This window comes from Kitasatospora sp. NPDC059146, from assembly GCF_042786665.1.
Classification (GTDB): domain Bacteria; phylum Actinomycetota; class Actinomycetes; order Streptomycetales; family Streptomycetaceae; genus Kitasatospora.
Window position 1 is genome coordinate 1 of sequence record NZ_JBHZCY010000111.1, and the last position, 19,874, is coordinate 19,874.

Annotated in this window: 17 protein-coding genes; 6 read left to right on the forward strand and 11 right to left on the reverse strand. The window is 72.6% G+C overall.

Going from position 1 to position 19,874, the window contains the following annotated elements; genetic code table 11:
• Positions 1 to 88 precede the first annotated feature (88 nt).
• Positions 89 to 1,681 (reverse strand): PucR family transcriptional regulator, encoded by a 1,593-nt coding sequence (locus ACFXPX_RS33430; RefSeq protein ID WP_380529129.1) that lies wholly within the window; start codon positions 1,679 to 1,681, stop codon positions 89 to 91.
• A gap of 456 nt (positions 1,682 to 2,137) precedes the next feature.
• Here ACFXPX_RS33430 and ACFXPX_RS33435 point away from each other — a divergent pair, with 456 nt between their 5' ends.
• The 6 genes from ACFXPX_RS33435 to ACFXPX_RS33460 all read left to right on the forward strand — a co-directional run bounded on the left by ACFXPX_RS33435 (position 2,138) and on the right by ACFXPX_RS33460 (position 9,399).
• Positions 2,138 to 3,025 carry an FAD binding domain-containing protein gene (locus ACFXPX_RS33435; protein ID WP_375891470.1) on the forward strand — a complete coding sequence of 296 codons (888 nt, stop codon included), beginning with the start codon at positions 2,138 to 2,140 and terminating at the stop codon, positions 3,023 to 3,025.
• The gene (locus ACFXPX_RS33440) at positions 3,022 to 3,510 is read left to right on the forward strand and encodes a (2Fe-2S)-binding protein (RefSeq protein ID WP_380404888.1); all 489 of its coding nucleotides are present in this window, start codon (positions 3,022 to 3,024) and stop codon (positions 3,508 to 3,510) included. The genes ACFXPX_RS33435 and ACFXPX_RS33440 overlap by 4 nt, the downstream gene beginning before the upstream one ends.
• Positions 3,507 to 5,873 (forward strand): xanthine dehydrogenase subunit D, encoded by a 2,367-nt coding sequence (pucD, locus tag ACFXPX_RS33445; protein WP_380529132.1) that lies wholly within the window; start codon positions 3,507 to 3,509, stop codon positions 5,871 to 5,873. The genes ACFXPX_RS33440 and pucD overlap by 4 nt, the downstream gene beginning before the upstream one ends.
• 342 nt (positions 5,874 to 6,215) lie before the next feature.
• Entirely contained in the window at positions 6,216 to 7,700 is a 1,485-nt protein-coding gene (locus ACFXPX_RS33450) for an NCS2 family permease (RefSeq protein WP_380529134.1), read from the forward strand.
• Positions 7,701 to 7,792: 92 nt separating this feature from the next.
• A complete protein-coding gene (locus tag ACFXPX_RS33455) occupies positions 7,793 to 8,983 on the forward strand; it encodes an XdhC family protein (protein WP_380529136.1) in 1,191 nt (396 codons plus the stop codon).
• 116 nt (positions 8,984 to 9,099) lie between these two features.
• Positions 9,100 to 9,399: a hypothetical protein gene (locus ACFXPX_RS33460; RefSeq protein WP_375891465.1), complete on the forward strand. Its 300-nt coding sequence runs from the start codon at positions 9,100 to 9,102 to the stop codon at positions 9,397 to 9,399.
• A gap of 33 nt (positions 9,400 to 9,432) precedes the next feature.
• On the opposite strand, the gene ACFXPX_RS33465 is transcribed toward ACFXPX_RS33460, so the two are convergent.
• The 10 genes from ACFXPX_RS33465 to alc form a co-directional block, all read right to left on the reverse strand.
• Entirely contained in the window at positions 9,433 to 10,053 is a 621-nt protein-coding gene (locus ACFXPX_RS33465) for a LysE family translocator (RefSeq protein ID WP_380529138.1), read from the reverse strand.
• 34 nt (positions 10,054 to 10,087) lie between these two features.
• Positions 10,088 to 10,504 (reverse strand): PIN domain nuclease, encoded by a 417-nt coding sequence (locus ACFXPX_RS33470; RefSeq protein ID WP_380593704.1) that lies wholly within the window; start codon positions 10,502 to 10,504, stop codon positions 10,088 to 10,090.
• Entirely contained in the window at positions 10,497 to 10,694 is a 198-nt protein-coding gene (locus tag ACFXPX_RS33475; RefSeq protein ID WP_380404873.1) for a type II toxin-antitoxin system VapB family antitoxin, read from the reverse strand. The genes ACFXPX_RS33470 and ACFXPX_RS33475 overlap by 8 nt, the downstream gene beginning before the upstream one ends.
• A gap of 95 nt (positions 10,695 to 10,789) precedes the next feature.
• Positions 10,790 to 12,523 carry an SDR family oxidoreductase gene (locus ACFXPX_RS33480; protein WP_380529142.1) on the reverse strand — a complete coding sequence of 578 codons (1,734 nt, stop codon included), beginning with the start codon at positions 12,521 to 12,523 and terminating at the stop codon, positions 10,790 to 10,792.
• Positions 12,520 to 13,437: a M24 family metallopeptidase gene (locus ACFXPX_RS33485; RefSeq protein ID WP_380644332.1), complete on the reverse strand. Its 918-nt coding sequence runs from the start codon at positions 13,435 to 13,437 to the stop codon at positions 12,520 to 12,522. Before ACFXPX_RS33485 ends, ACFXPX_RS33480 begins: the two co-directional genes overlap by 4 nt.
• A gap of 12 nt (positions 13,438 to 13,449) precedes the next feature.
• Complete coding sequence (locus ACFXPX_RS33490; protein WP_380644333.1) at positions 13,450 to 14,568, reverse strand: PDR/VanB family oxidoreductase; 1,119 nt, start codon at positions 14,566 to 14,568, stop codon at positions 13,450 to 13,452.
• Positions 14,569 to 14,756: 188 nt separating this feature from the next.
• Complete coding sequence (locus ACFXPX_RS33495; RefSeq protein ID WP_380404861.1) at positions 14,757 to 15,674, reverse strand: metal-dependent hydrolase; 918 nt, start codon at positions 15,672 to 15,674, stop codon at positions 14,757 to 14,759.
• 237 nt (positions 15,675 to 15,911) lie between these two features.
• Positions 15,912 to 16,691: an IclR family transcriptional regulator gene (locus tag ACFXPX_RS33500; protein ID WP_375891457.1), complete on the reverse strand. Its 780-nt coding sequence runs from the start codon at positions 16,689 to 16,691 to the stop codon at positions 15,912 to 15,914.
• A gap of 345 nt (positions 16,692 to 17,036) precedes the next feature.
• Positions 17,037 to 18,497 carry a catalase gene (locus ACFXPX_RS33505; RefSeq protein ID WP_375891456.1) on the reverse strand — a complete coding sequence of 487 codons (1,461 nt, stop codon included), beginning with the start codon at positions 18,495 to 18,497 and terminating at the stop codon, positions 17,037 to 17,039.
• Positions 18,498 to 18,565: 68 nt separating this feature from the next.
• Positions 18,566 to 19,840 carry an allantoicase gene (alc, locus tag ACFXPX_RS33510; RefSeq protein WP_375891455.1) on the reverse strand — a complete coding sequence of 425 codons (1,275 nt, stop codon included), beginning with the start codon at positions 19,838 to 19,840 and terminating at the stop codon, positions 18,566 to 18,568.
• Positions 19,841 to 19,874: the final 34 nt, after the last annotated feature.

A 19,874-nucleotide genomic window follows, 5' to 3' on the forward strand; every position in this document is an offset into this window, starting at 1 on the left:
ACCAAGGGCTCAGGCGCCGTCCAGCGACCTCCCAGGAAGCGGCCGTTCCTGGGACCGGCGCTCATCGGGCGGAACTGTCAGGAAACGGTCAGGCCAGTTCCAGGGCCAGGTAGAAGTCCACCCGGTCCTCCAGGCGGGAGAGGTCCCGCCCGGTCAGCTCCTCGATCCGGCCGATCCGGTAGCGCAGGGTGTTCACGTGGACGTGCAGCTGCCCGGCGCAGCGGGTCCAGGAGCCGTCCGAGCGCAGGAAGGCCTCCAGGGTGCGGACCAGGTCCGCCTGGTGCTCGATGTCGTACGCGATCACCTTGTCCAGCAGCCGGCTGCGGAAGGCCCGGCGGACCTCGTCCGGGACGGCGGCCAGCAGCAGCACGTGCGAGGCCAGCTCCTCGGGGCCCGCGACGCAGACCCGGCCGACCCGGGCGGCGGCGATCCGGCGGGCGTGCCGGGCCTCCTCCAGGGCACCGCGCAGGCCGCCGGCCTCGGAGGCGGGGGCGGAGACGCCGAGGGTGATCCGGCCCTCCGAGCCCAGCCCGGCCTCCAGCGGGGCGAGCAGCTCGCGCAGGGTGTCGGCGGGCACCGGGGAGTCCAGCGCGGGCAGCACCACCACGGCGCCGTTGCCCGCCCCGGCGACCAGGGCGCGGTCGCTGGTGCCGCCGAGCGCCTCCTCCAGCACGGCCCGCACGGTGCCCTCGGGCAGGCCGGTGCCCTCGGCGCTGAGCACCAGCCAGGAGGCCTCCTGGACGGGGGACTTGGGCTCGTGGCTCTCGTAGCGGGCGGCCATCGCCGAGGAGGCGTACAGGGTGCGGCTGATCTCGGCCGGGTCGGCGTCGCGGCGCAGCAGGGCGAGCAGTTCGTCGGCCAGCCGGCGGCGCAGCCGGCGGCCCTCGTCCCGGCGGTGGCGCTCGGCGGCGACCAGCCGGGCCAGGTTCTCGGCGAGCTGCTGGCGCTTGGTGGTCCACTCGGTGACGTCGCCGGCCACCGCGAGCACCCAGTCGACGAGCGGCGCCTCGTGCTCGGCGGAGGCCGCGGCGGGCAGCAGCGAGTAGGCGCCGCCGGCCAGTCGGGCCCGGTGCGGGGGGCGGCGGCGCTGGCGCTGGGCGGCGAGGTGGGCGCGGACCAGCTGGTCGCGGTCCTCGGCGGTGAGCCGGTCGGCCGGGCCGGCGATCACCGCGCCGGTCGGGGTGAGCACCCAGCAGTCCAGGTCGAGGTCGCCGCCGAGCAGGTCCAGCACGGCGTCCAGTCCGCCGCCGCCGGCCGCCGAGACCAGCAGCCGGTGCCGGTCGACCAGGGCGGCGAGGTCGGCCGCGCGGTCGGCGGAGACCTGACGGCCGATGAACTCGGTGACGGTGCCGAAGGCGATGTCGTCGGGCACGGCCAGCAGCGGCATCCGGTGCCGGCGACAGGCCTCGACCAGGTCCTCGGGCACCGGGCCGACCTCGGCCTCGCCGGCCGCCAGGGCGACCGCGCCGCCGGCCGCGATGGTCCGCACGAAGCGCTCGGAGTCGGCGGGGCCGCCGCGCCAGAGCATCCCGGTGAGCACCAGCTCGCCGCCGTGCAGGTAGCGGCCGGGGTCGTGCAGGTCCGTGGTCATCACGCCGCTGACCTGCCGGTCCAGCTCCTCCTCCGCCGCGAGCAGGCGCAGTCGGGGGGCGCCGGGGGCGAGCAGGTCACGGACACGCATCCGCGGACTCCTATCGGGGGCAGGAACAGGGTGGCAGGGCGGGGTGGAAGCGGGGGTCGGAGCAGGGTGGGAACGGGGGTGGAAGCGGTGGTGGAGGCGGTGGTGGAGGCGGGGGTGGAAGCGGGGATCGGGGGCCTGGACGGGGGGTGGGGGCTGCCGGGTACGCCGTCCGGGGGTGACAGTGTGCCCGAACATCCGTGCTCGGCGTTACGTACCAGCGGGCCGCCGGGTCACGGGCCCGTAGCCCGCGAATCACGGCCGGATTACGGTCGTAGGTAGCACTCGGCGAACACCTGGGCTGCGGATTCTCCTGCTTAGAGGAACGTACAGGATGCCGGGCGGGCTCACAGCCGGGGCTTCATGCCATCGGTGACTGCCAGTGGGCCGCGTCACAGGAGTTCACTGGGCGACACGCCGCCGGACACCCGGTCGGCGAAGACCTGAGGAGAAACCCGCATGGAGTTCCTTCGGCCCGCCACCTGGGACGAGGCTCTCGCGGCGAAGGCTGAGTACCCGACCGCGCTGCCCATCGCGGGCGGCACGGACGTCATGGTCGAGCTGAACTTCGACGTGCACCGGCCATCCGCGATTCTCGACCTGAACCGCGTCACCGAGCTCACCGAATGGACGAACGACGGCAGCGTCGTCCGACTCGGCGCCTCCGTCCCGTACGCCCGGATCATCTCGGAGCTGTCCGGGCCGCTGCCCGGGCTCGCCCTCGCGGCCCACACCGTCGGCTCGCCGCAGATCCGCAACCGCGGCGGCGTCGGCGGCAACCTCGGCGGCGCCTCCCCGGCCGGTGACGCGCACCCGGCGCTGCTGGCGGCCGGGCGGGACGTCTTCGTCGAGGCGGCCTCGGTGCGCGGCACCCGGCTGATCCCGATCGACGAGTTCTACGTCGGCGTGAAGCGCAACAGCCTGGAGGCCGACGAGCTGATCCGGGCCGTGCACATCCCGGTCGCGGACGGCCCTCAGCAGTTCTCGAAGATCGGCACCCGCAACGCGATGGTGATCGCGGTCTGCGCCTTCGGCTTCGCCCTTCACCCGAAGAACGGCACCGTCGGCACCGGTATCGGTTCGGCTGCCCCCACGCCGCGCCGCGCCGTCGAGGCCGAGGAGTACCTGCGGGACGTGCTCGCCGAGCGCGGGCTCTGGGAGTCCGGGGAGCTGCTGGGCACCGAGGTGATCCAGCGCTTCGGCGAGCTGGTCAAGGCCGCCGCCTCCCCCATCGACGACGTCCGCGGCACCGCCGACTACCGGCGGCACGCGCTGGCCGTGATGGCCCGCCGCACCCTCACCTGGTGTTGGAACGACTACAGCAAGCAGATCAGGAGCGCGGCATGAAGGTCACGTTCACCGCCAACGGCAAGCCGGTCGAGGCCGACGACGTGTGGGAGGGCGAGAGCCTGCTCTACGTGCTGCGCGAGCGCGTCGGCCTGCCCGGCTCGAAGAACGCCTGCGAGCAGGGCGAGTGCGGCTCCTGCACCGTCTACCTGGACGGCGTGCCGGTCTGCTCCTGCCTGGTCGCCGCCGGCCAGGTGCAGGACCGCGAGGTGCGCACGGTCGAGGGCCTGGCCGAGGAGAACGGCGAGCTGGGCCTCGTCCAGCAGGCGTTCGTCGACGCCGGGGCCGTCCAGTGCGGCTTCTGCACCCCGGGGCTGCTGGTGCAGACCGACGCCCTGCTGGAGCAGGACGCCCAGCCGAGCGACAACGACATCCGCGAGGCGCTGTCCGGCAACCTGTGCCGCTGCACCGGCTACGAGAAGATCATGGACGCGGTGCGGCTCGCCTCCGCCCGCAAGTGCTCGGGCAAGGGGGCTTCGGCATGACCACGCGGACCATCCAGGGCCAGAAGAACCTGCAGAACATCAACCAGGCCTCGAAGGACGGCATCGGCGGCTCGCCGCTGCGCCCGGACGGCAACCTGAAGGTCAAGGGCGAGTTCGCCTACTCCTCGGACATGTGGCACGAGGACATGCTCTGGGGCATGGCGCTGCGCTCGCCGCACCCCCGGGCCAACATCCTCTCGGTGGACATCTCCGAGGCGCTCAAGGTGCCCGGCGTCCACGCGGTGCTCACCCACGAGGACATCCCCGGCGCCAAGTACTACGGCCTGGAGATCCAGGACCAGCCGGCCCTGGCCATCGACAAGATCCGCTACCACGGCGAGGCGATCGCCCTGGTCGCCGCCGACCACCCGGAGACCGCCCGGCGCGCGGTGAAGAAGATCAAGGTCGAGTACGAGGTGCTCACCCCGATCGTCACCGAGGAGCAGTGCCTGGACCCGCAGACCCACGGGTACGTGCACGAGCCGCACGAGTACAAGTCCCACGCGTACGGCAACATCTGCCACGAGCAGCGGCTGGTCTCCGGCCTCGGCGTGACCGACGAGGTGCGGGCGCTGGCGGACGTCATCGTCAGCGGCGACTACGAGGTCGGCATGCAGGACCAGGCCTTCCTCGGCCCCGAGTCCGGCCTGGCCGTGCCCGCCGAGGACGGCGGCATCGACCTCTACATCGCCACCCAGTGGCTGCACGTGGACCGCGAGCAGATGGCCCCGGTGCTGGACCTGCCCGAGGAGAAGGTCCGGCTCACCCTGGCCGGCGTCGGCGGCGCCTTCGGCGGCCGCGAGGACATCTCGATGCAGATCCACGCCTGCCTGCTGGCCCTGCACACCGGCAAGCCGGTCAAGATCGTGTACTCCCGGGACGAGTCCTTCTACGGCCACGTCCACCGCCACCCGGCGCGGATGCACTACGAGCACGGCGCCACCCGCGACGGCAAGCTGGTCTTCGCCGACTGCCGGATCGTGCTGGACGGCGGCGCCTACGCCTCCGCCTCCCCCGCCGTCGTCGGCAACGCGGCCTCGCTCGGACACGGCCCGTACGTGATCCCGAACGTGAAGATGCACGCCATCGCGCTCTACAGCAACAACCCGTCCTGCGGGGCGATGCGCGGCTTCGGGGCCGTCCAGGCGGCCTTCGGCTACGAGACCCAGATGGACAAGCTGGCCGTCGAACTCGGTATGGACCCGGTCGAGTTGCGGCAGCTGAACGCCATGTCGGAGGGCGACTTCATGCCCACCGGCCAGCAGATCGACTCCCCCGCCCCGGTGGCCGAACTGCTGCGGCGGGCCAAGGAGATGCCGCTGCCGCCGCCGCTGGACACCGAGCACCTCGACGTGCGCTCGCTGCCCGGAGCACTCTCCAACACCTCGCACGGCGAGGGCATCGTGCGCGGGGTCGGCTACTCGGTCGGCATCAAGAACGTCGGCTTCTCCGAGGGCTTCGACGACTACTCCACCGCCCGGGTGCGCCTGGAGGTGATCGGCGGCGAGCCGGTCGCCATGGTGCACACCGCGATGGCGGAGGTCGGCCAGGGCGGCGTCACCGTGCACGCCCAGATCGCCCGCACCGAGCTGGGCGTCGAGCAGGTCACCATCCACCCGGCCAACACCGAAGTGGGATCGGCCGGTTCGACCTCCGCCTCGCGCCAGACGTACATGACCGGCGGCGCCGTGAAGATCGCCGCCGAGGCCGTCCGGCGGGAGCTGATCGAGAAGGGCCGGCGCCGCTACGGCTGGACCCACAAGGACATCACGCTGACCGGCGGCAAGGTCGTCTCGGAGAGCGCCGGCGTGCTGGTGCCCATGGTGGACCTGCTCGGCGACGAGGCCATCGACCTCACCCGCGAGCACCACCACCGGCCGACCCAGGCCTTCGACAAGGAGACCGGCCAGGGCTTCGGCCACGTCCAGTACACCTTCTGCGCCAACCGCGCCGTGGTGGACGTGGACGTCGAACTCGGCCTGGTCAAGGTGGTCGAGCTGACCGCCGTCCAGGACGTCGGCAAGGCGCTCAACCCGCTCTCCGTGGTCGGCCAGATCCAGGGCGGCTGCACCCAGGCCCTCGGCCTGGCCGTGATGGAGGAGATCATCGTCCGGGACGGGAAGGTGCGCAACGCCTCCTTCACCGACTACCTGATCCCCACCATCCTGGACACCCCGCCGATCCCGGTGGACGTCCTCGAACTGCCCGACCCGCACGCCCCGTACGGGCTGCGCGGCGTCGGCGAGGCGCCGACCGTGTCGGCGACCCCCTCGATCGTGGCGGCGATCCGCAACGCGACCGGACTCGCGCTCAACCGGATCCCGGTCCGGCCGGAACACCTGACCACCGAACAGCCCGGCTGACAGCGGGAGTTCGACCAGCTCGGTTCGACCGGTGAGGTTCGACCGGTGAGGTTCGACCGGTGAGGCCTACCACGGCCGTACTTCCCGGGGCGGCGACACGTCTTCCCCGCCGCCCCGGGACCCCCACATCCGCTGCCCTGCCCACGCCGGGGTTCCGCAGTGGTGCGCACCACCCGCACCTGCACCACCACGCACCACCCTCACGCACCACCCCATCCGCACCGCTGGCACTCCCCGACGAGTGCCTCCAGTGAGTCGATACCGTCCCCCTGTGCCAACTTCGTTGACTGGCAGTCAGGTCGGCTCGCCCACCCCAACCCCCTTTGACACTTGGGAGTGGACATGACCAGGATCCCCACGGAGCCCGGCACCACTGAAGCAGACAGACCCGCCGAGGACGAGACCCACCCCTCGCCCTCGACAGCAGAGCCCAAGGGCGCGCTCGACGCGTACTTCAAGATCTCGGCCCGCGGCTCGACCCTCGCCAACGAACTACGCGGTGGCCTCACCACGTTCATGGCGATGGCGTACATCATCCTGCTCAACCCGCTGATCCTCAGTGGCGCGGACGTCACCGGCGCCAAGCTCGACCACGCCGCGCTGACCACCGCCACCGCCCTCGCGGCCGCCGTCACCACCATCCTGATGGGCGTGGTCGGCAACGTGCCGCTCGCCCTGGCGGCCGGCCTCTCCGTCTCCGGCGCGGTCTCCGCACTCGTCGTACCGCACACCACCTGGCCCCAGGCCATGGGCCTGTGCGTGATCTACGGCCTGCTGATCGTGCTGCTGGTGGTCTCCGGACTGCGCGAGAAGATCATGAACGGCATCCCCCTGCCGCTCAAGCACGCGATCACCATCGGCATCGGCCTGTTCGTCACCATCATCGGGCTCTACAAGGCCGGCTTCGTGCACACCGGCGGCCCCACCCCGCTGTCGCTCGGCCCCTTCGGCGAGCTCTCCGGCTGGCCCGTCCTGATCTTCTGCCTCACCGTGCTCACGATCTTCGTGCTGATGGCGCGCGGCGTGCGCGGCGCGATCCTGATCGGCATCGCCGGCGGCACCGTGGTCGCCGTCGTCGTCAACAAGCTCGCCGACCTCCCCGCCAAGGCCTGGGGCAACTCCGCCCCGGTGTGGCCCGGAAGCCCCGTCGCCGCCCCCGACTTCAGCCTCTTCGGCCACGTCGACCTGTTCGGCGCCTTCGGCGGCAAGGGCCTCGGCGCGATCAGCGCCTCGGTGGCCGTGTTCACCCTCGTGCTGGCCGGCTTCTTCGACGCGATGGCCACCATCATCGGCGTCGGCACCGAGGCCGGGCTCGCCGACAAGCAGGGCCGGATGCCCGGCCTGTCCAAGGCCCTGTTCATCGACGGCGCCGGCGGCGCGGTCGGCGGCCTGGCCGGCGCCTCCGGACAGACCGTCTTCGTCGAGTCCGCCACCGGCGTCGGCGACGGCGCCCGCACCGGCCTCGCCTCCACCGTCACCGGCGGCCTGTTCGCCCTGATGCTGTTCTTCTCGCCGCTGGCCGGCATCGTCCCGGTCGAGGTCGCCTCCGCCGCCCTCGTGGTGATCGGCTCGATGATGATGAGCCAGGCCCGGCACATCGACTGGTCCGACCGCGAGGTCGCCATCCCGGCCTTCCTCACCTGCGTGCTGATGCCGTTCACCTACAGCATCACCGCGGGCGTCGCCGCCGGCGTCATCTCCTACTCGGTGATCAAGGCCGGCCAGGGCAAGTGGCGCGAGCCCGGCCTGCTGATGTGGATCCTCACCGCGGTGTTCGTCGTGTACTTCGCGCTCAGCCCCGTCAAGTCCTGGCTGGGCGTGCACTGAGTGCCCTTCTGATCATCACCGCCGCCGTACGGGATCGTTTCCCGTACGGCGGCGTCTCCCGCTACTGTCGAAACGTGTAAGGAGCATCCGACATGCAGGACATCGCCGAGCAGTTGCAGGCCTGGCACGCGTCCGGGCGCTCCTTCGCCGTGGCCACCGTCGTCGGCGTCTCCGGCAGCGCCCCGCGCGACCCCGGGGCGGCCCTGGCCGTCGACGCCGCCGGGGAGGCCGTCGGCAGCGTCTCCGGCGGCTGCGTCGAAGGCGCCGTCTACGAGCTCTGCCAGGCCGCGATCGAATCCGGCGAACCCGTCCTGGAACGCTTCGGCTACAGCGACGAGGACGCCTTCGCCGTCGGCCTGACCTGCGGCGGGATCCTGGACGTGTTCGTCCAGCCGATCGTGCCCGGCACCGACCCGGGCCTGGACACCGGCCTGCGCCACATCGCCGACGGCACGCCCGTCGCCCTCGCCCGGGTGATCGACGGCCCGGCCGGACTCGTCGGCGCCACCCTCGCCGTCACCGCCGACGCACAGCACGGCGCGCTCAGCGTCGGACCGTCCACCGTCGGCGCCCTCGAACGCGCCCTCGTCGCCGAGGCCCGGGCCATGCTCGACGCCGGACGCACCGGACGGATCGTGCTCGGCCTCGACGGCCGGCCCTGCGACGAACAGGAACAGGGGACGGTCACCTGCTTCGTCGAGTCCTACGTGCCCGCGCCCCGGATGCTCGTCTTCGGCGCGATCGACTTCGCCGCCGCCGTCGTACGGATCGGCAAGTTCCTCGGCTACCACGTCACCGTCTGCGACGCCCGGCCCGTCTTCGCCACCACCCGGCGCTTCCCCGAGGCCGACGAGGTCGTCGTCGACTGGCCGCACCGCTACCTGGACTCCCAGCTCGGCCGGATCGACGGCCGCACCGTGCTCTGCGTGCTCACCCACGACGCCAAGTTCGACGTCCCGCTGCTCGAACGCGCCCTGCGCCTCCCGGTCGGCTACGTCGGCGCCATGGGCTCCCGGCGCACCCACCGCGACCGGCAGGCCAAGCTCCGCGACGCCGGCCTCACCGACGCCGAACTCGCCCGGCTGCGCTCCCCCATCGGCCTCGACCTCGGCGCCCGCACCCCCGAGGAGACCGCCGTCTCGGTCGCCGCCGAGATCATCGCCCACCGCCGCGGCGGCAGCTGCCTGCCGCTGAGCGCCGGCAACGGACCGATCCACCACGACACCGCCGCCCCGCTGCCGGCCGAGGATCCCGTCGAGCGGCGCTCGCCGCACGCGGCGTGACGCCCTCCCGCGTCCGGCCACTCGCTGCGACCGTCCGGGTGACGTTGCGGACGGTAGTCGGCAGCGGGAGGCTGGAGGTGCGGACTCACCCCGAGCCCGGGGAAGGAGCGGGGACCATGCGCGCCCTGCTGGATGTCACCCTCGACACCGCTGCCTCCAACAAGCTCATCGCCGACGGCTCGATGGGCGCCGAACTGGAACGCGTCCTCGGCGAACTCAAGCCCGAGGCCTCGTACTTCTTCGCCAGCGGCGACGGCCGCCGCGGCATGCTGCTCGTCGTGGACGTACCGGACGAGGCCTCCGTCGTCGCGATCTGCGAGCCGTTCTGGCTGCGACTCGAAGCGAACGTGGACGTCCGCATCTGCATGAACGCCGACGACCTGCGCGAGGGGCTGCGGCGGCTCACCCCGGCCTGAACCCGGCTACCCGATCCGGTACGGCGGCTCGGCTCAGTCGGCCAGCGCCAGCTTGAGGCCGAAGCCCACCACCACCGCACCGGTCACCCGGTCCATCACCCGCCGGGCGGCCGGGCGGCGCAGCCAGCCCCGCAGTACCCGGGCGAAGCCGACCAGGACCGTCGACCACAGCACGCCCTCCACCACGTGCACGCCGGTCAGCGCCACCCCGGCGGCGAAGTGCGGGGCCCCGGAGGGGATGAACTGCGGCAGCACCGCCACGTAGAACACCCCGACCTTGGGATTCAGCAGATTGGTCAGCGTCCCGCGCCGCCAGCCGTGGACGAACCCGCCCTCGGCCGACTCCTCCTCGGCCTCGGCCTGCGCCCCGCGCTCGCGCAGCATCCCGACGCCCATCCACACCAGGTAGGCGGCACCGGCCCAGCGCAGCACCTCGTACGCCACCTGCGAGGCGGTGAGCAGCGCCGTCACGCCCGCCGAGGTCAGCGTCCCCCAGATCAGCGTCCCGGTCTGGATCCCCAGCACCACCCCCCACGCCTGCCGCCGCCGCCCCAGCGCGGACGTCCGCAGGATCAACGCGGTGTCGAGCCCGGGGGTGAGGGTGAGCAGCCCCACGACGAGGGCGAAGGACCACAGGGCCGTTGTCATCTCCATGGGCCGCGATGCTCTCACAACCCCGGAGACACCCTCAGTCCGCCGTCCCCGGCGGGACGACCCACTCGGTGGGCTGGCCGGTGACGGCGGCGATCATGTCGTAGTCGCCGTTGTAGTGGAGGACGGTCGCGCCATGACGCTCAGCCGTGGCGGCGATGATGAGATCTGCCACGGACAGCGCGCGCCAGTTGCCGGCGGTTGTCAGCAGGGCTTGCACCTCGATGGCCCGGTCCCACACCTCGTCGGGTGTGGAGAACCAGCCGAAGCCACGCAGGCCGTCCCGGATTCGGTCGGCATCCGCCTTGGACCGGGCGCTGTACAGGATCTCCAGCTCGACCGCACCGCAGATCGCGAGGCGCCCTTGATTGAACAACCTGTCGATGACATCCCCGATCGCGGGCTTGGGGTAGCGAGCGAAAGCGGACTTGTCGATGAGGAAGTGCTCACTCACTCTTGTCCACCGGACCAGTCAGGTCGGGCAGCCCGCCGTCGGCAAGCCACGCAAGAAACTCCTTGCCCTTGCGACGCTTTACCGCGTCCTCAAGGGCGGCATTGACGGTGGCGACCTTGGTCGTGGTGCCGAAGATCTCGGCGGCCTCGGCCAGGAGTTCGTCGTTGACGTCTATCACGGTGCGAGCCATGAGTCGCCTCCAAAGGAATACAGACCTGCGATATCACAATCGATGATAGTTGATATCGCAGGCCCGTTGGGGCCGATCAGGTGACGTTCGCCCGATCAGGTGATGTTGAGGCGGGCGGCGAGGCGCAGGAGGCCGGGGCTGAGGCGGGAGAGGAGGCGGGCGGCCTTGGCCTCGGGGGTGACCGGGACGACCGGCTTGCCGGTGCGGACGGCGCTGACGATGGCGCCGGCGACCTTCTCGGGCGGGAAGCCGCGGCGGGCGTAGAGCCTGGCGGCGCGGGCCTGCTTGGCGGACTGCTCGTCGGCGGTGGTCGCCGAGAAGGTGGAGGTGCGGGTGATGTTGGTGTTGACGATGCCCGGGCAGATGGTCGAGACGCCGATGCCGTGGCCGACGAACTCGGCGCGCAGGCAGTCGGAGAGCATGAAGACGGCGGCCTTGCTGGTCGCGTAGGCGGTGAGCGCCTTGGCGGGCAGGTAGGCGGCGGCCGAGGAGACGTTGACGATGTGGCCGCCCTGGCCCCGGTCGGCCATCAGGGTGCCGAAGGCGCGGCAGCCGTGGATGACGCCCCAGAGGTTGACGTCCAGGACGCGCTGCCACTCCTTCTCGGTCGTCTGCAGGAACGTCCCGGAGTGGCCGATGCCGGCGTTGTTGACCATCACGTCGGGCACGCCGTGCTCGGCGGCGACGCGCTGCGCGAAGGCGTCCATCGCGGCGCCGTCGGAGACGTCCACCTGGTAGGCGTGCGCCTGCGGGCCGACCAGGGCGGCGAGTTCGGCGGTGCGCTCGGCGGCCGCGAGGTCGAGGTCGCAGACCACCACCCGGGCGCCGTCCTCGGCGAAGGCCAGCGCGGTGGCCCGGCCGATGCCGCTGCCGCCACCGGTGACCACCACCAACCGGCCGTCACCGTAGGACTCTTGGGCCCCGTCCGCCTTCCCGGTGTCGATCCGGGCGGTGAACTCGCGGACCATGCCGGCCACGGCGGCTCCCTTCTCCAGCAGCGCCGACCAGTGGCCGGCGTGCAGCGTGCGGCGGGTCAGCTGGGGCACCCAGCGTTCCAGTCCCTCGGAGAGGTAGGTGCCGACGTAGCGGTCCCGGGTGAGTGTGACCAGCTGGACCGGCACCTCGGTCGGCCGCTCCCGCGGACTCCCCAGCGTGGGGCGGAAGTTGGCCCGGTAAAGCTCGATGCCGCGGACCGCGTCGCGGCGCAGGGTGCGCTGCGGGTGGTCGGCCCGCGGGGTGACGTGCTCCAGGTCGCGCAGCACCCGCGGCCAGGCCCGGGCGAGGCCGAGGCGCCAGACGGCCGGGGCCAGGAAGGGCAGGTGGAAGGCGGTGATGTACCAGGAGTGCGCGCCCTGGTGCAGCAGTTGGCGCAGGTGGCGCGGGGTGGGGCGGCGCATCCGGTGGCGCAGCCAGAAGCCCATGTGGTCCAGGCTGGGGCCGGACAGGGTGGTGTAGGAGGCGATCCGGCGCTCGGCGCCGGGGGTGGTGACGGCCTCCCAGGACTGGATCGAGCCCCAGTCGTGGGCGACCAGGTGGACCGGGCGGTCCGGGCTGACGGCGTCGGCGACGGCGAACAGGTCGTCGGCGAGCTGCTCCAGGCGGTAGCCGTCTCGGTGCGCCGGGGCGCCCGACTCGCCCGCGCCGCGCACGTCGTAGCGGACCACGTGGTGGTCGCGGGCCAGGTCGGCGGCGATGTCGTCCCAGACGGTGTGGGTGTCCGGGTAGCCGTGCACCAGGAGGACGGTGGGGGCCTCGGGGTCGCCCTGCTCGAAGACGGCGAGCGGGATGCCGCCGGAGTGGACGGTCCGGCGGCGGGTGGGGGTCGTCATCGGGTGGCCTCCTGGGCGGTCGGCTCGACGGTGGCGGTGGCTGCGGCGAGGGCGGTCGGCTCGGCGGTCGGCTCGGCGGCGGTCCAGCGGCGGACGTGCGGGAGGTCGTCGTCCAGCCAGTAGGCGTCGTCCTCGGTGACCACCAGCAGTTCCTCGAACTTGATGCCCACACCGCGGAAGCCGATGTGCGGCTCGACCGCCCACAGCCCCGGGGTGGGCGCGTGCCGGGACGACCGCCCGTCCGCCCACAGCGGCGAACGGCCGTGCAGGCGCTCGGAGATGAGCTCGCGGCCGAGGGTCTGCAGGGTGCGCACGCCGAAGCCGAAGACATTCACCCCGGCCGGGCCACGTGCCGTGGTGCGGGTGACCTGGTGGCCGATCACCCGGCCCGGGTAGACCTGGTGCCGGTTGTCGTAGCCGTGCGCGGCGATCTGCGCGTCCACCGCCGCGTACACCTCGTCGAGCGGTTTGCGGGCGCGCACCTCGGTGAGGATCAGCTCGCGGTAGACCTGGAGGTCGGCGGCCAGCCGGTCCCAGACCCGGTTCTCGCCGACCTTGCCGCCGTAGCCGATGTCGGCGGTGTAGCCGTCCACGACGGGCGCGCAGTCCAGCACGTACGGCATGCCCTCCTCCAGGCGGCGGCCGCCGGCGAAGAACTGCAGCGGGGTGTGGAAGTGCCGGAACGCCGTGCGGTCGCCGAACCAGGCGAACGGGACGTGGAAGAAGTCCTGCACCCCGGCGGCGACCAGGCGGCGGCGCAGCTCGGCGGTGGTCTGGCGCTCGGTGACCCCGGGTTCGATCCAGGCGGCGACCTGTTCGGCGCAGTGGTACGCCAGTTGCTGGGTCTCGCGGAAGCGGGCGAGGTCGCGCTCGGAGTAGGAGAACGTCGGCATCGCATGCGCCGTCGGGGGCATCGGGGGCTCCTTCTAGACGTCGAGGTCGGCGTCGAGGTCGAGGTCGAGGTCGAGCACGAGGGTCTCACCCTCGGCGGCGCGGGAGACGCAGGGCAGCAGGGCGCCGGCGGCGCGCTGTTCGGGGGTGAGGCGGCGGTCCCGGTGCTCGGGCGTACCGGCCACCAGGCGGACCTCGCAGGTGCCGCAGAAGCCCTGGTGGCAGGAGTACGGGAGGTCGGGGCGGGCCTCGCGCAGCACGTCCAGGGCGGAGCGGTCGGCGGGGACGTCCAGGATCGGCCCGTCGGCGCCGAGCCGGACGGCGAAGGGCCGGCCGTCGGTGACCGGGGCGGCGCCGAAGCGCTCGAAGTGCAGGGCGGCGGAGGTGGATTCGTCCAGAGCCGCTTGGACGGCGGCGAGCATCGGGGCCGGGCCGCAGCAGTAGACGGCCGCGCCGTGCGGGGCGTGGGCGAGGAGTTCGGCGCCGGTGGGGACGCCGCCGTGCTCGTCGTCCGTGCGCAGCACGACCCGGCGCGGATCGAGGGCGCGCAGCTCGTCGCTGTACGGGAGGGTGTCGGCGCTGCGGCCGACGTGCACCAACGTCCAGTCCAGGCCGTGCCGTTGGGCCTCGCGGGCCATCGGGAGGAGCGGGGTGACACCGATGCCGCCGGCGAGCAGCAGGACGGCGGGCTCGGCACAGAAGGCGAAGCCGTTGCGCGGGCGGCGGGCGGCGAGGCGGGCGCCGGGGTGCAGGGCGTCGTGGACCTCGACGGACCCTCCGCCGCCCCCGGGCAACCGCCGGACGGCGATCCGGTAGTGCCGGCGGTCGGCGGGGTCGCCGCTGAGCGAGTAGTGGCGCTCACGGCCGGAGGGCAGGGCCAGCCGCAGGTGGGCGCCGGGCTGCCAGGACGGCAGTTGCCCGCCGGAGGGGTCGGCGAGCGTCAACTCGATCACGTCGGAGGCGAGTTGACGGCGCTCGGCGACGACCAGCCGGAGCAGCGGGGTGGGGCGGCTGAGCGGGCGGCGGGGGTTGCGGCGCAGCAGCGGGCCGCCGAGCGCCGGGGAGTAGCGGTCACCGAAGGCGGTGAGCCAGCGCATGAAGCCGTCGGCGCGGGGGCGGCCGTAGAGGTCGGGGGGCGGGGTGAGCAGGTCCATCCGGGCGGGTCCTTGGCGGGGAGAGGGGACGGGCGGCGGGGGCGGGCGGGCGGCGGGCGGCAGCTGACGGCCGACGGCTGACACCTGACACCTGACAGATTTCAGATTTCAGATTTCAGATTTCAGCGAACAGATAACGTTCGCTGTTCGTTGAAACCTGTCAGTTGTCAGCCGTCAGCTGCTCCCCGTCAGCCCCGCCCGGCCGCCGCCCGGGCGGCCGGGGAGGTGGCGAGGTAACCCAGCGCCTGGCTGGAGGAGCCCTCCTGGGTCGGGTGGTAGCCCGGCCGGAGGTAGCGCAGCCCGGAGCGGAGGGAGCGGACCGGATCCGGCAGCAGCCCGCGCTTGGCGATCCGACTCGCCTCCCGCCAGGTGGGCCTGAGCCGCCCCTCCAGGGTCGGGTCGGCGGCGAGCAGGAAGCGGGCGCCGCGCACCCAGAGGTGCACCAGCAGCGGCCCGGAGATCGCCATGCCGCGGACCCGCCGCAGGTAGCCCGGGTCCAGGTGGACCATCAGGTCGAAGGCGACGCTGCGGTGCTCGACCTCCTCGGCGCCGTGCCAGCGCAGCAGGTCCAGCATCGTCGGGTCGGCCTTGGCCCGGTCCAGGCCCGGGGAGTTGAGCGCCCAGTTGCCGAGGAAGGCGGTGAAGTGCTCGATCGCCGCGACGAAGGCGACCCGTTCGATGACGTTCTCCCGCCGCTGCGCCGGCGTCAGGCCCGGCTTGTCGCCGAGGACGCGCTGGAACAGCCAGGAGATCTGCCGGACGTACGGGCGCGGGTCGAGGCCCTGGCCGAGCAGGTGGTCGAGCACCTCCTGGTGGGCCTCGGCGTGGATGGCCTCCTGCCCGATGAAGCCGAGCACCTCCTCGCGCAGCTGCTCGTCCCGGATCAGCGGCAGCGCTTCCTTGAACACCTTGACGAACCAGCGCTCGCCCTCGGGCAGCAGCAGGTGCAGCACGTTGATCACGTGGGTGGCCATCGGCTCGTCCGGGATCCAGTGCAGCGGCAGCCGGGCCCAGTCGAAGCGGACGTCCCGGGGTTCCAGGACGAGGCTCTCGTGCACCCGCGCAGCGGGGGCGGCGACGGCGGGGACGGGGGTGGGGCGGGGCATGGCAGGCCCTCCTGACCTGGGGGCGGCGGCTCGACTCTCGGAAACGTACTCGCCGGTAGCGGTGGGGACAAGGGGTTCGGCACCTCTTATCGACATCGAGTCTAATAAGTGATGTGCACCGCGGGGCACCCCCGGAGAAACCCACCCCCGGAAACCCTCCCGCGGTAACCCTCCCGCGGAAAGCGCGCGGGCCCCGCCGGACGACGCGTCCGACGGGGCCCCACGAGCGAGCGGTGCTCAGACCGCCATCGCCAGTATCAGCGGCGCCGCCCGGGCGGCCAGCAGTTCGGCCGCGGCCCTGAGCTTGTGGATGTTGTCCACGGGCATCGAGGTGGCCAGGCAGCCGACCGTGCTGCCCGCCGTGATCGGCACCGCCGCGCAGACGGTGCCGAGCGCGTACTCCTGGATGTCCAGCACCGGCACCGTCGCGGGCTGGCGCTCCAGCCGGTGCATCAGCTGGTCGGCATCGGTGACGGTGCGGGAGGTCAGCCGGGCGACCGGGTGCCGGGAGAGGTGGTCCCGCCGGCCGTCCGCGTCGAGCTGGCTGAGCAGGCACTTGCCGATCGCGCTGGCGTGCGCGGTGGCACGGAAGTCCACCCACTCCTGGACGGCGGGCGCGTAGTCGGCGGCGGCGACCGCCTCGACCGACAACTCCCCGTCGTGGTACCGGGTGAAGTAGACCGCGGCGCCCAACTCGTCCCGGAGTTCGGCGAGTTTGCGGTTCAGCCGGGCCTTGACGAGCTGTTCCCGGTTGTGCTGCCCGAGCAGGGCGAAGGTGCCGCCGAGCACCCAACCGCCGTCCTGGCACTGGAGGTAGCCCTCGATCTCCAGGATCTCGGCGAGCCGGCGGACGGTCGGCAGGCCCAGCGAGGTCTCCCGCGCGAGCCCGACCAGGGTGGCGCCGTCGGGGTGCCGGTCGACGGCCTCCAGCAGTCTGAGGGCGTGCTGCAGGGAGGTGAACGGGCCCGTCGGGCCCTGGTCCAGCGCGGCGTGACGACCCGGGGCTGGTGTCGACATGTCGTCCCCTTCCGATGTCCCCCCACGGAGCGACCGCGGGCGGTCTCCAGCCTATCCACCCCGGGCCCCGGGCGGCTGCCGTCCGTGAATATCCGTGAACATTCCGTGGAGCACGGCCGGTCGGCTGGTACAAGGGGCCCCGCGCACACGCACGAACGGAACCCGCACCCGACACCTCGTCCGCCGCAGCGCCCCCGCGAAGCCCGACGGGCCCCTCCCCCACTGCCCGGGGGGAGGGGCCCGTCGTGGAGCCGCCGGGGTGCGGGCCCCGGCGGTCCTGAGGGTGCGAAAGGTCGGTGCGAAAGGTCGGTGCGGAGTGTGCGAGGAGGGTCGGCCCGCGGAGGGTCAGCCCTCGTCGCCCGCGCGGAGCTTGGCGACGGCGGCCTCCAGGCGGGCGCCGTACTCCTCGTCGGCGGCGTGGAAGTGGGCGAGGTTCTTCTCCACCACGTCGTCCCGGCTGACCTGCGACAGGAAGCCGGCGATGTTGTCGATCAGGCGGGTCCGCTCGCCCTGCGACATCAGCCGGTAGAGCTCGCCGGCCTGGAAGAAGTCGTCGTCCTTGGTGTGGGCCGGCGTGGTGTAGGTGCCGGTGTAGCCGTCGACCTTGACCGGCGCCGCGAGCGCGCCGTCGGTCTGGGCCGGGCCGTCGTACGAGTTGGGCTCGTAGTTCTTGCCGCGGCCGGCGCTGTTGACGGCCATGAGGCCGTCCCGGCCGTAGTTGGCGGCCTCGGTGGCGTGCGGGGCGTTCACCGGCAGCAGGGTGTGGTTGACGCCGAGGCGGTAGCGCTGGGCGTCGGCGTAGGCGAACAGCCGGCCCTGGAGCATCTTGTCCGGGGAGGGGCCGATGCCGGGCACGAAGTTGTTCGGCGAGAACGCGGACTGCTCGACCTCGGCGAAGACGTTCTCCGGGTTCCTGTTGAGCACCAGGCGGCCGACCTTGACCAGCGGGTAGTCGGCGTGCGGCCACACCTTGGTGAGGTCGAAGGGGTTGAAGCGGTAGTCCGCGGCCTCGGCGACCGGCATCAGCTGGACGTAGAGGGTCCAGGACGGGAACACGCCCCGCTCGATGGCCTGGTGGAGGTCGCGCTGGTGCGAGTCGGCGTCGGCGCCGACCACCTCGGCGGCCTGGTCGCCGTCCAGGCTGCGGATGCCCTGGTTGGTCTTGAAGTGGTACTTCACCCAGTAGGCCTCGCCCTCGGCGTTGACCCACTGGTAGGTGTGCGAGCCGTAGCCGTTCATGTGGCGGTACGAGGCGGGGATGCCGCGGTCGCCGAACAGCCAGGTGATCTGGTGGGTCGAGGCCGGCGAGTGGGCCCAGAAGTCCCAGACGTTGTCCGCCTCCTGCACGCCGGTGTACGGGTCGCGCTTCTGCGAGTGGATGAAGTCGGGGAACTTGACCGGGTCCTTGATGAAGAACACCGGGGTGTTGTTGCCGACGAGGTCGTAGTTGCCCTGCTCGGTGTAGAACTTCAGCGCGAAGCCGCGCGGGTCGCGCACCGCGTCGCTGGCGCCGAGGTTGCCGGCCACCGTGGAGAAGCGCAGGAAGACCTCGGTGCGCTTGCCGACCTCCGACAGGAACGCCGCCCGGGTGTACTTCGACACCTCGTCGGTGACCTCGAAGTAGCCGTACGCGCCGGAGCCGCGGGCGTGCACGACGCGCTCCGGGATGCGCTCGCGGTTGAACCGGGCCAGCTTCTCCAGCAGCTGCTGGTCCTGGATCAGCAGCGGGCCGTACTCGCCGGCCGAGGCCGAGTTCTGGTTGTCGGCGACCGGGGCGCCGGACTCCGTGGTCAGGATCTTGGACATGGAGGGTCCTTCAGGTGTCGATAAGGCGGTGCGTGGAGAGGTGGAGCGGGCGGGCGGGCGAGCCCCGCTCAGACGCCCAGCAGGCGCCACAGCGCCGAGCGGCGGCGGGCGGAGTGCTCGCCGTCCGGGCCGTCGGCCGGCTGGAGGCCGGCGACCGCGGCGGTGGCCGCGGCCGGGTCCGCCAGCGGGCGGGCGGCGGCCAGGGCCGCGGCCTCCTCCGCGCCGAGGCCGGCGTCGACGAGGGCGGCGGCGGCCTCCGCGGCCGGGACGGCGTTGAACCAGCGCAGCGCGAGGGCCGCGCGGCCGGCCTCGGTGAGGCGGCCGGTCAGCCGCAGGCGGGCGAGGCCGCCGTCCGGGTAGACGTTGATCCGCACGTGGGTCACCGGGCGGCCGACGTCGAGCCGGAAACGGTGCCGGGTGTCGGGCTGCAGGCGGGTGCGGGGCAGGATCTCGAACCACTCGCCGTCGGCCGGCGCCTGCGAGGTCGCGGCCTGCCCGGTCGAGGCGTCGAAGCCGATCAGGTCGGCCCAGCCGGGGGCATTGGCGACGAAGTGGGTGGTGTCCACCTCGACCGCCAGGGCCTCACCGCCCCCGGCCAGGGCGATCTGAACCCAGTCGTTGGCCTTGTCGCGCCGACGACGGGTCTCCCAGCCCTCGCCCATGACGGAGGCGCGACCGGGAGCGTTCAGGTTGTGCGGGGAGGAGAAGTAGCGGTCGGACGCCGCCTCGGCCACGCCGCCGTACTCCTGGGCGGCCAGGTCGAAGGTGAGGCCGTCCAGTTCGCGCGGGTCGGGCAGCACCTCGCCGTGCACCCGCAGGCGGGCCACGCCGCCGTCCGGGTAGATGTTGAGCCGCACGTGGGTGTAGCGGGAGTCGTCCTGGACGGCGAACTCGTGGGCGGTGTCGCCCCGCAGCGGGGTGCGCGGCACGAGGACGGTCCACTCGGCGGCCCGCAGCTCCTCGGGCGAGGGGTGCCCGGGGACGGAGGCGGCCTCGACCACGGCGCTCTCCGGGTAGTTGCCGGTGAAGTGCGCGGTGTCGACGATCACGCCGCGGATCGCACCGCCGACGCCGAGCCGGACGATCGCCCAGTCGTGGTCCTGGTCGGTGGGGTGCGGCTGGTCCGCGGAGACGCCGCGGCGGCGCTTGGACTCCCAGCCGTCCATGATCTGGCCCTTGTGGCCGAAGGTGTGCGGGCGGAACTCGGCCGGCTTGGCCACCAGCAGGTTCTCGGCGTCCGCGAAGGTGTCCTCGTTGGTGGCGACGACGCCCGCGCCGAGCAGCCGGGAGGCCAGGTTGACCAGCTCGGTGAAGGGAGCGCTCGGGGTGTCGGCAGTGGTCACTGACTCTCCTCGGAAGGCGTGGTGGGTAAGGGAG

Bases quoted from the DNA above. Each gene is read 5' to 3' on its own strand.
- ACFXPX_RS33485 (WP_380644332.1), bottom strand. From the start codon at position 13,437: ATGCCCCCGACGGCGCATGCGATGCCGACGTTCTCCTACTCCGAGCGC.
- ACFXPX_RS33440 (WP_380404888.1), top strand. From the start codon at position 3,022: ATGAAGGTCACGTTCACCGCCAACGGCAAGCCGGTCGAGGCCGACGAC.
- ACFXPX_RS33495 (WP_380404861.1), bottom strand. From the start codon at position 15,674: ATGCCCCGCCCCACCCCCGTCCCCGCCGTCGCCGCCCCCGCTGCGCGG.
- pucD (WP_380529132.1), top strand. From the start codon at position 3,507: ATGACCACGCGGACCATCCAGGGCCAGAAGAACCTGCAGAACATCAAC.
- ACFXPX_RS33455 (WP_380529136.1), top strand. From the start codon at position 7,793: ATGCAGGACATCGCCGAGCAGTTGCAGGCCTGGCACGCGTCCGGGCGC.
- ACFXPX_RS33480 (WP_380529142.1), bottom strand. From the start codon at position 12,523: ATGACGACCCCCACCCGCCGCCGGACCGTCCACTCCGGCGGCATCCCG.
- ACFXPX_RS33460 (WP_375891465.1), top strand. From the start codon at position 9,100: ATGCGCGCCCTGCTGGATGTCACCCTCGACACCGCTGCCTCCAACAAG.
- ACFXPX_RS33500 (WP_375891457.1), bottom strand. From the start codon at position 16,691: ATGTCGACACCAGCCCCGGGTCGTCACGCCGCGCTGGACCAGGGCCCG.
- ACFXPX_RS33465 (WP_380529138.1), bottom strand. From the start codon at position 10,053: ATGGAGATGACAACGGCCCTGTGGTCCTTCGCCCTCGTCGTGGGGCTG.
- ACFXPX_RS33430 (WP_380529129.1), bottom strand. From the start codon at position 1,681: ATGCGTGTCCGTGACCTGCTCGCCCCCGGCGCCCCCCGACTGCGCCTG.
- ACFXPX_RS33450 (WP_380529134.1), top strand. From the start codon at position 6,216: ATGACCAGGATCCCCACGGAGCCCGGCACCACTGAAGCAGACAGACCC.
- ACFXPX_RS33505 (WP_375891456.1), bottom strand. From the start codon at position 18,497: ATGTCCAAGATCCTGACCACGGAGTCCGGCGCCCCGGTCGCCGACAAC.
- ACFXPX_RS33490 (WP_380644333.1), bottom strand. From the start codon at position 14,568: ATGGACCTGCTCACCCCGCCCCCCGACCTCTACGGCCGCCCCCGCGCC.
- ACFXPX_RS33475 (WP_380404873.1), bottom strand. From the start codon at position 10,694: ATGGCTCGCACCGTGATAGACGTCAACGACGAACTCCTGGCCGAGGCC.
- ACFXPX_RS33435 (WP_375891470.1), top strand. From the start codon at position 2,138: ATGGAGTTCCTTCGGCCCGCCACCTGGGACGAGGCTCTCGCGGCGAAG.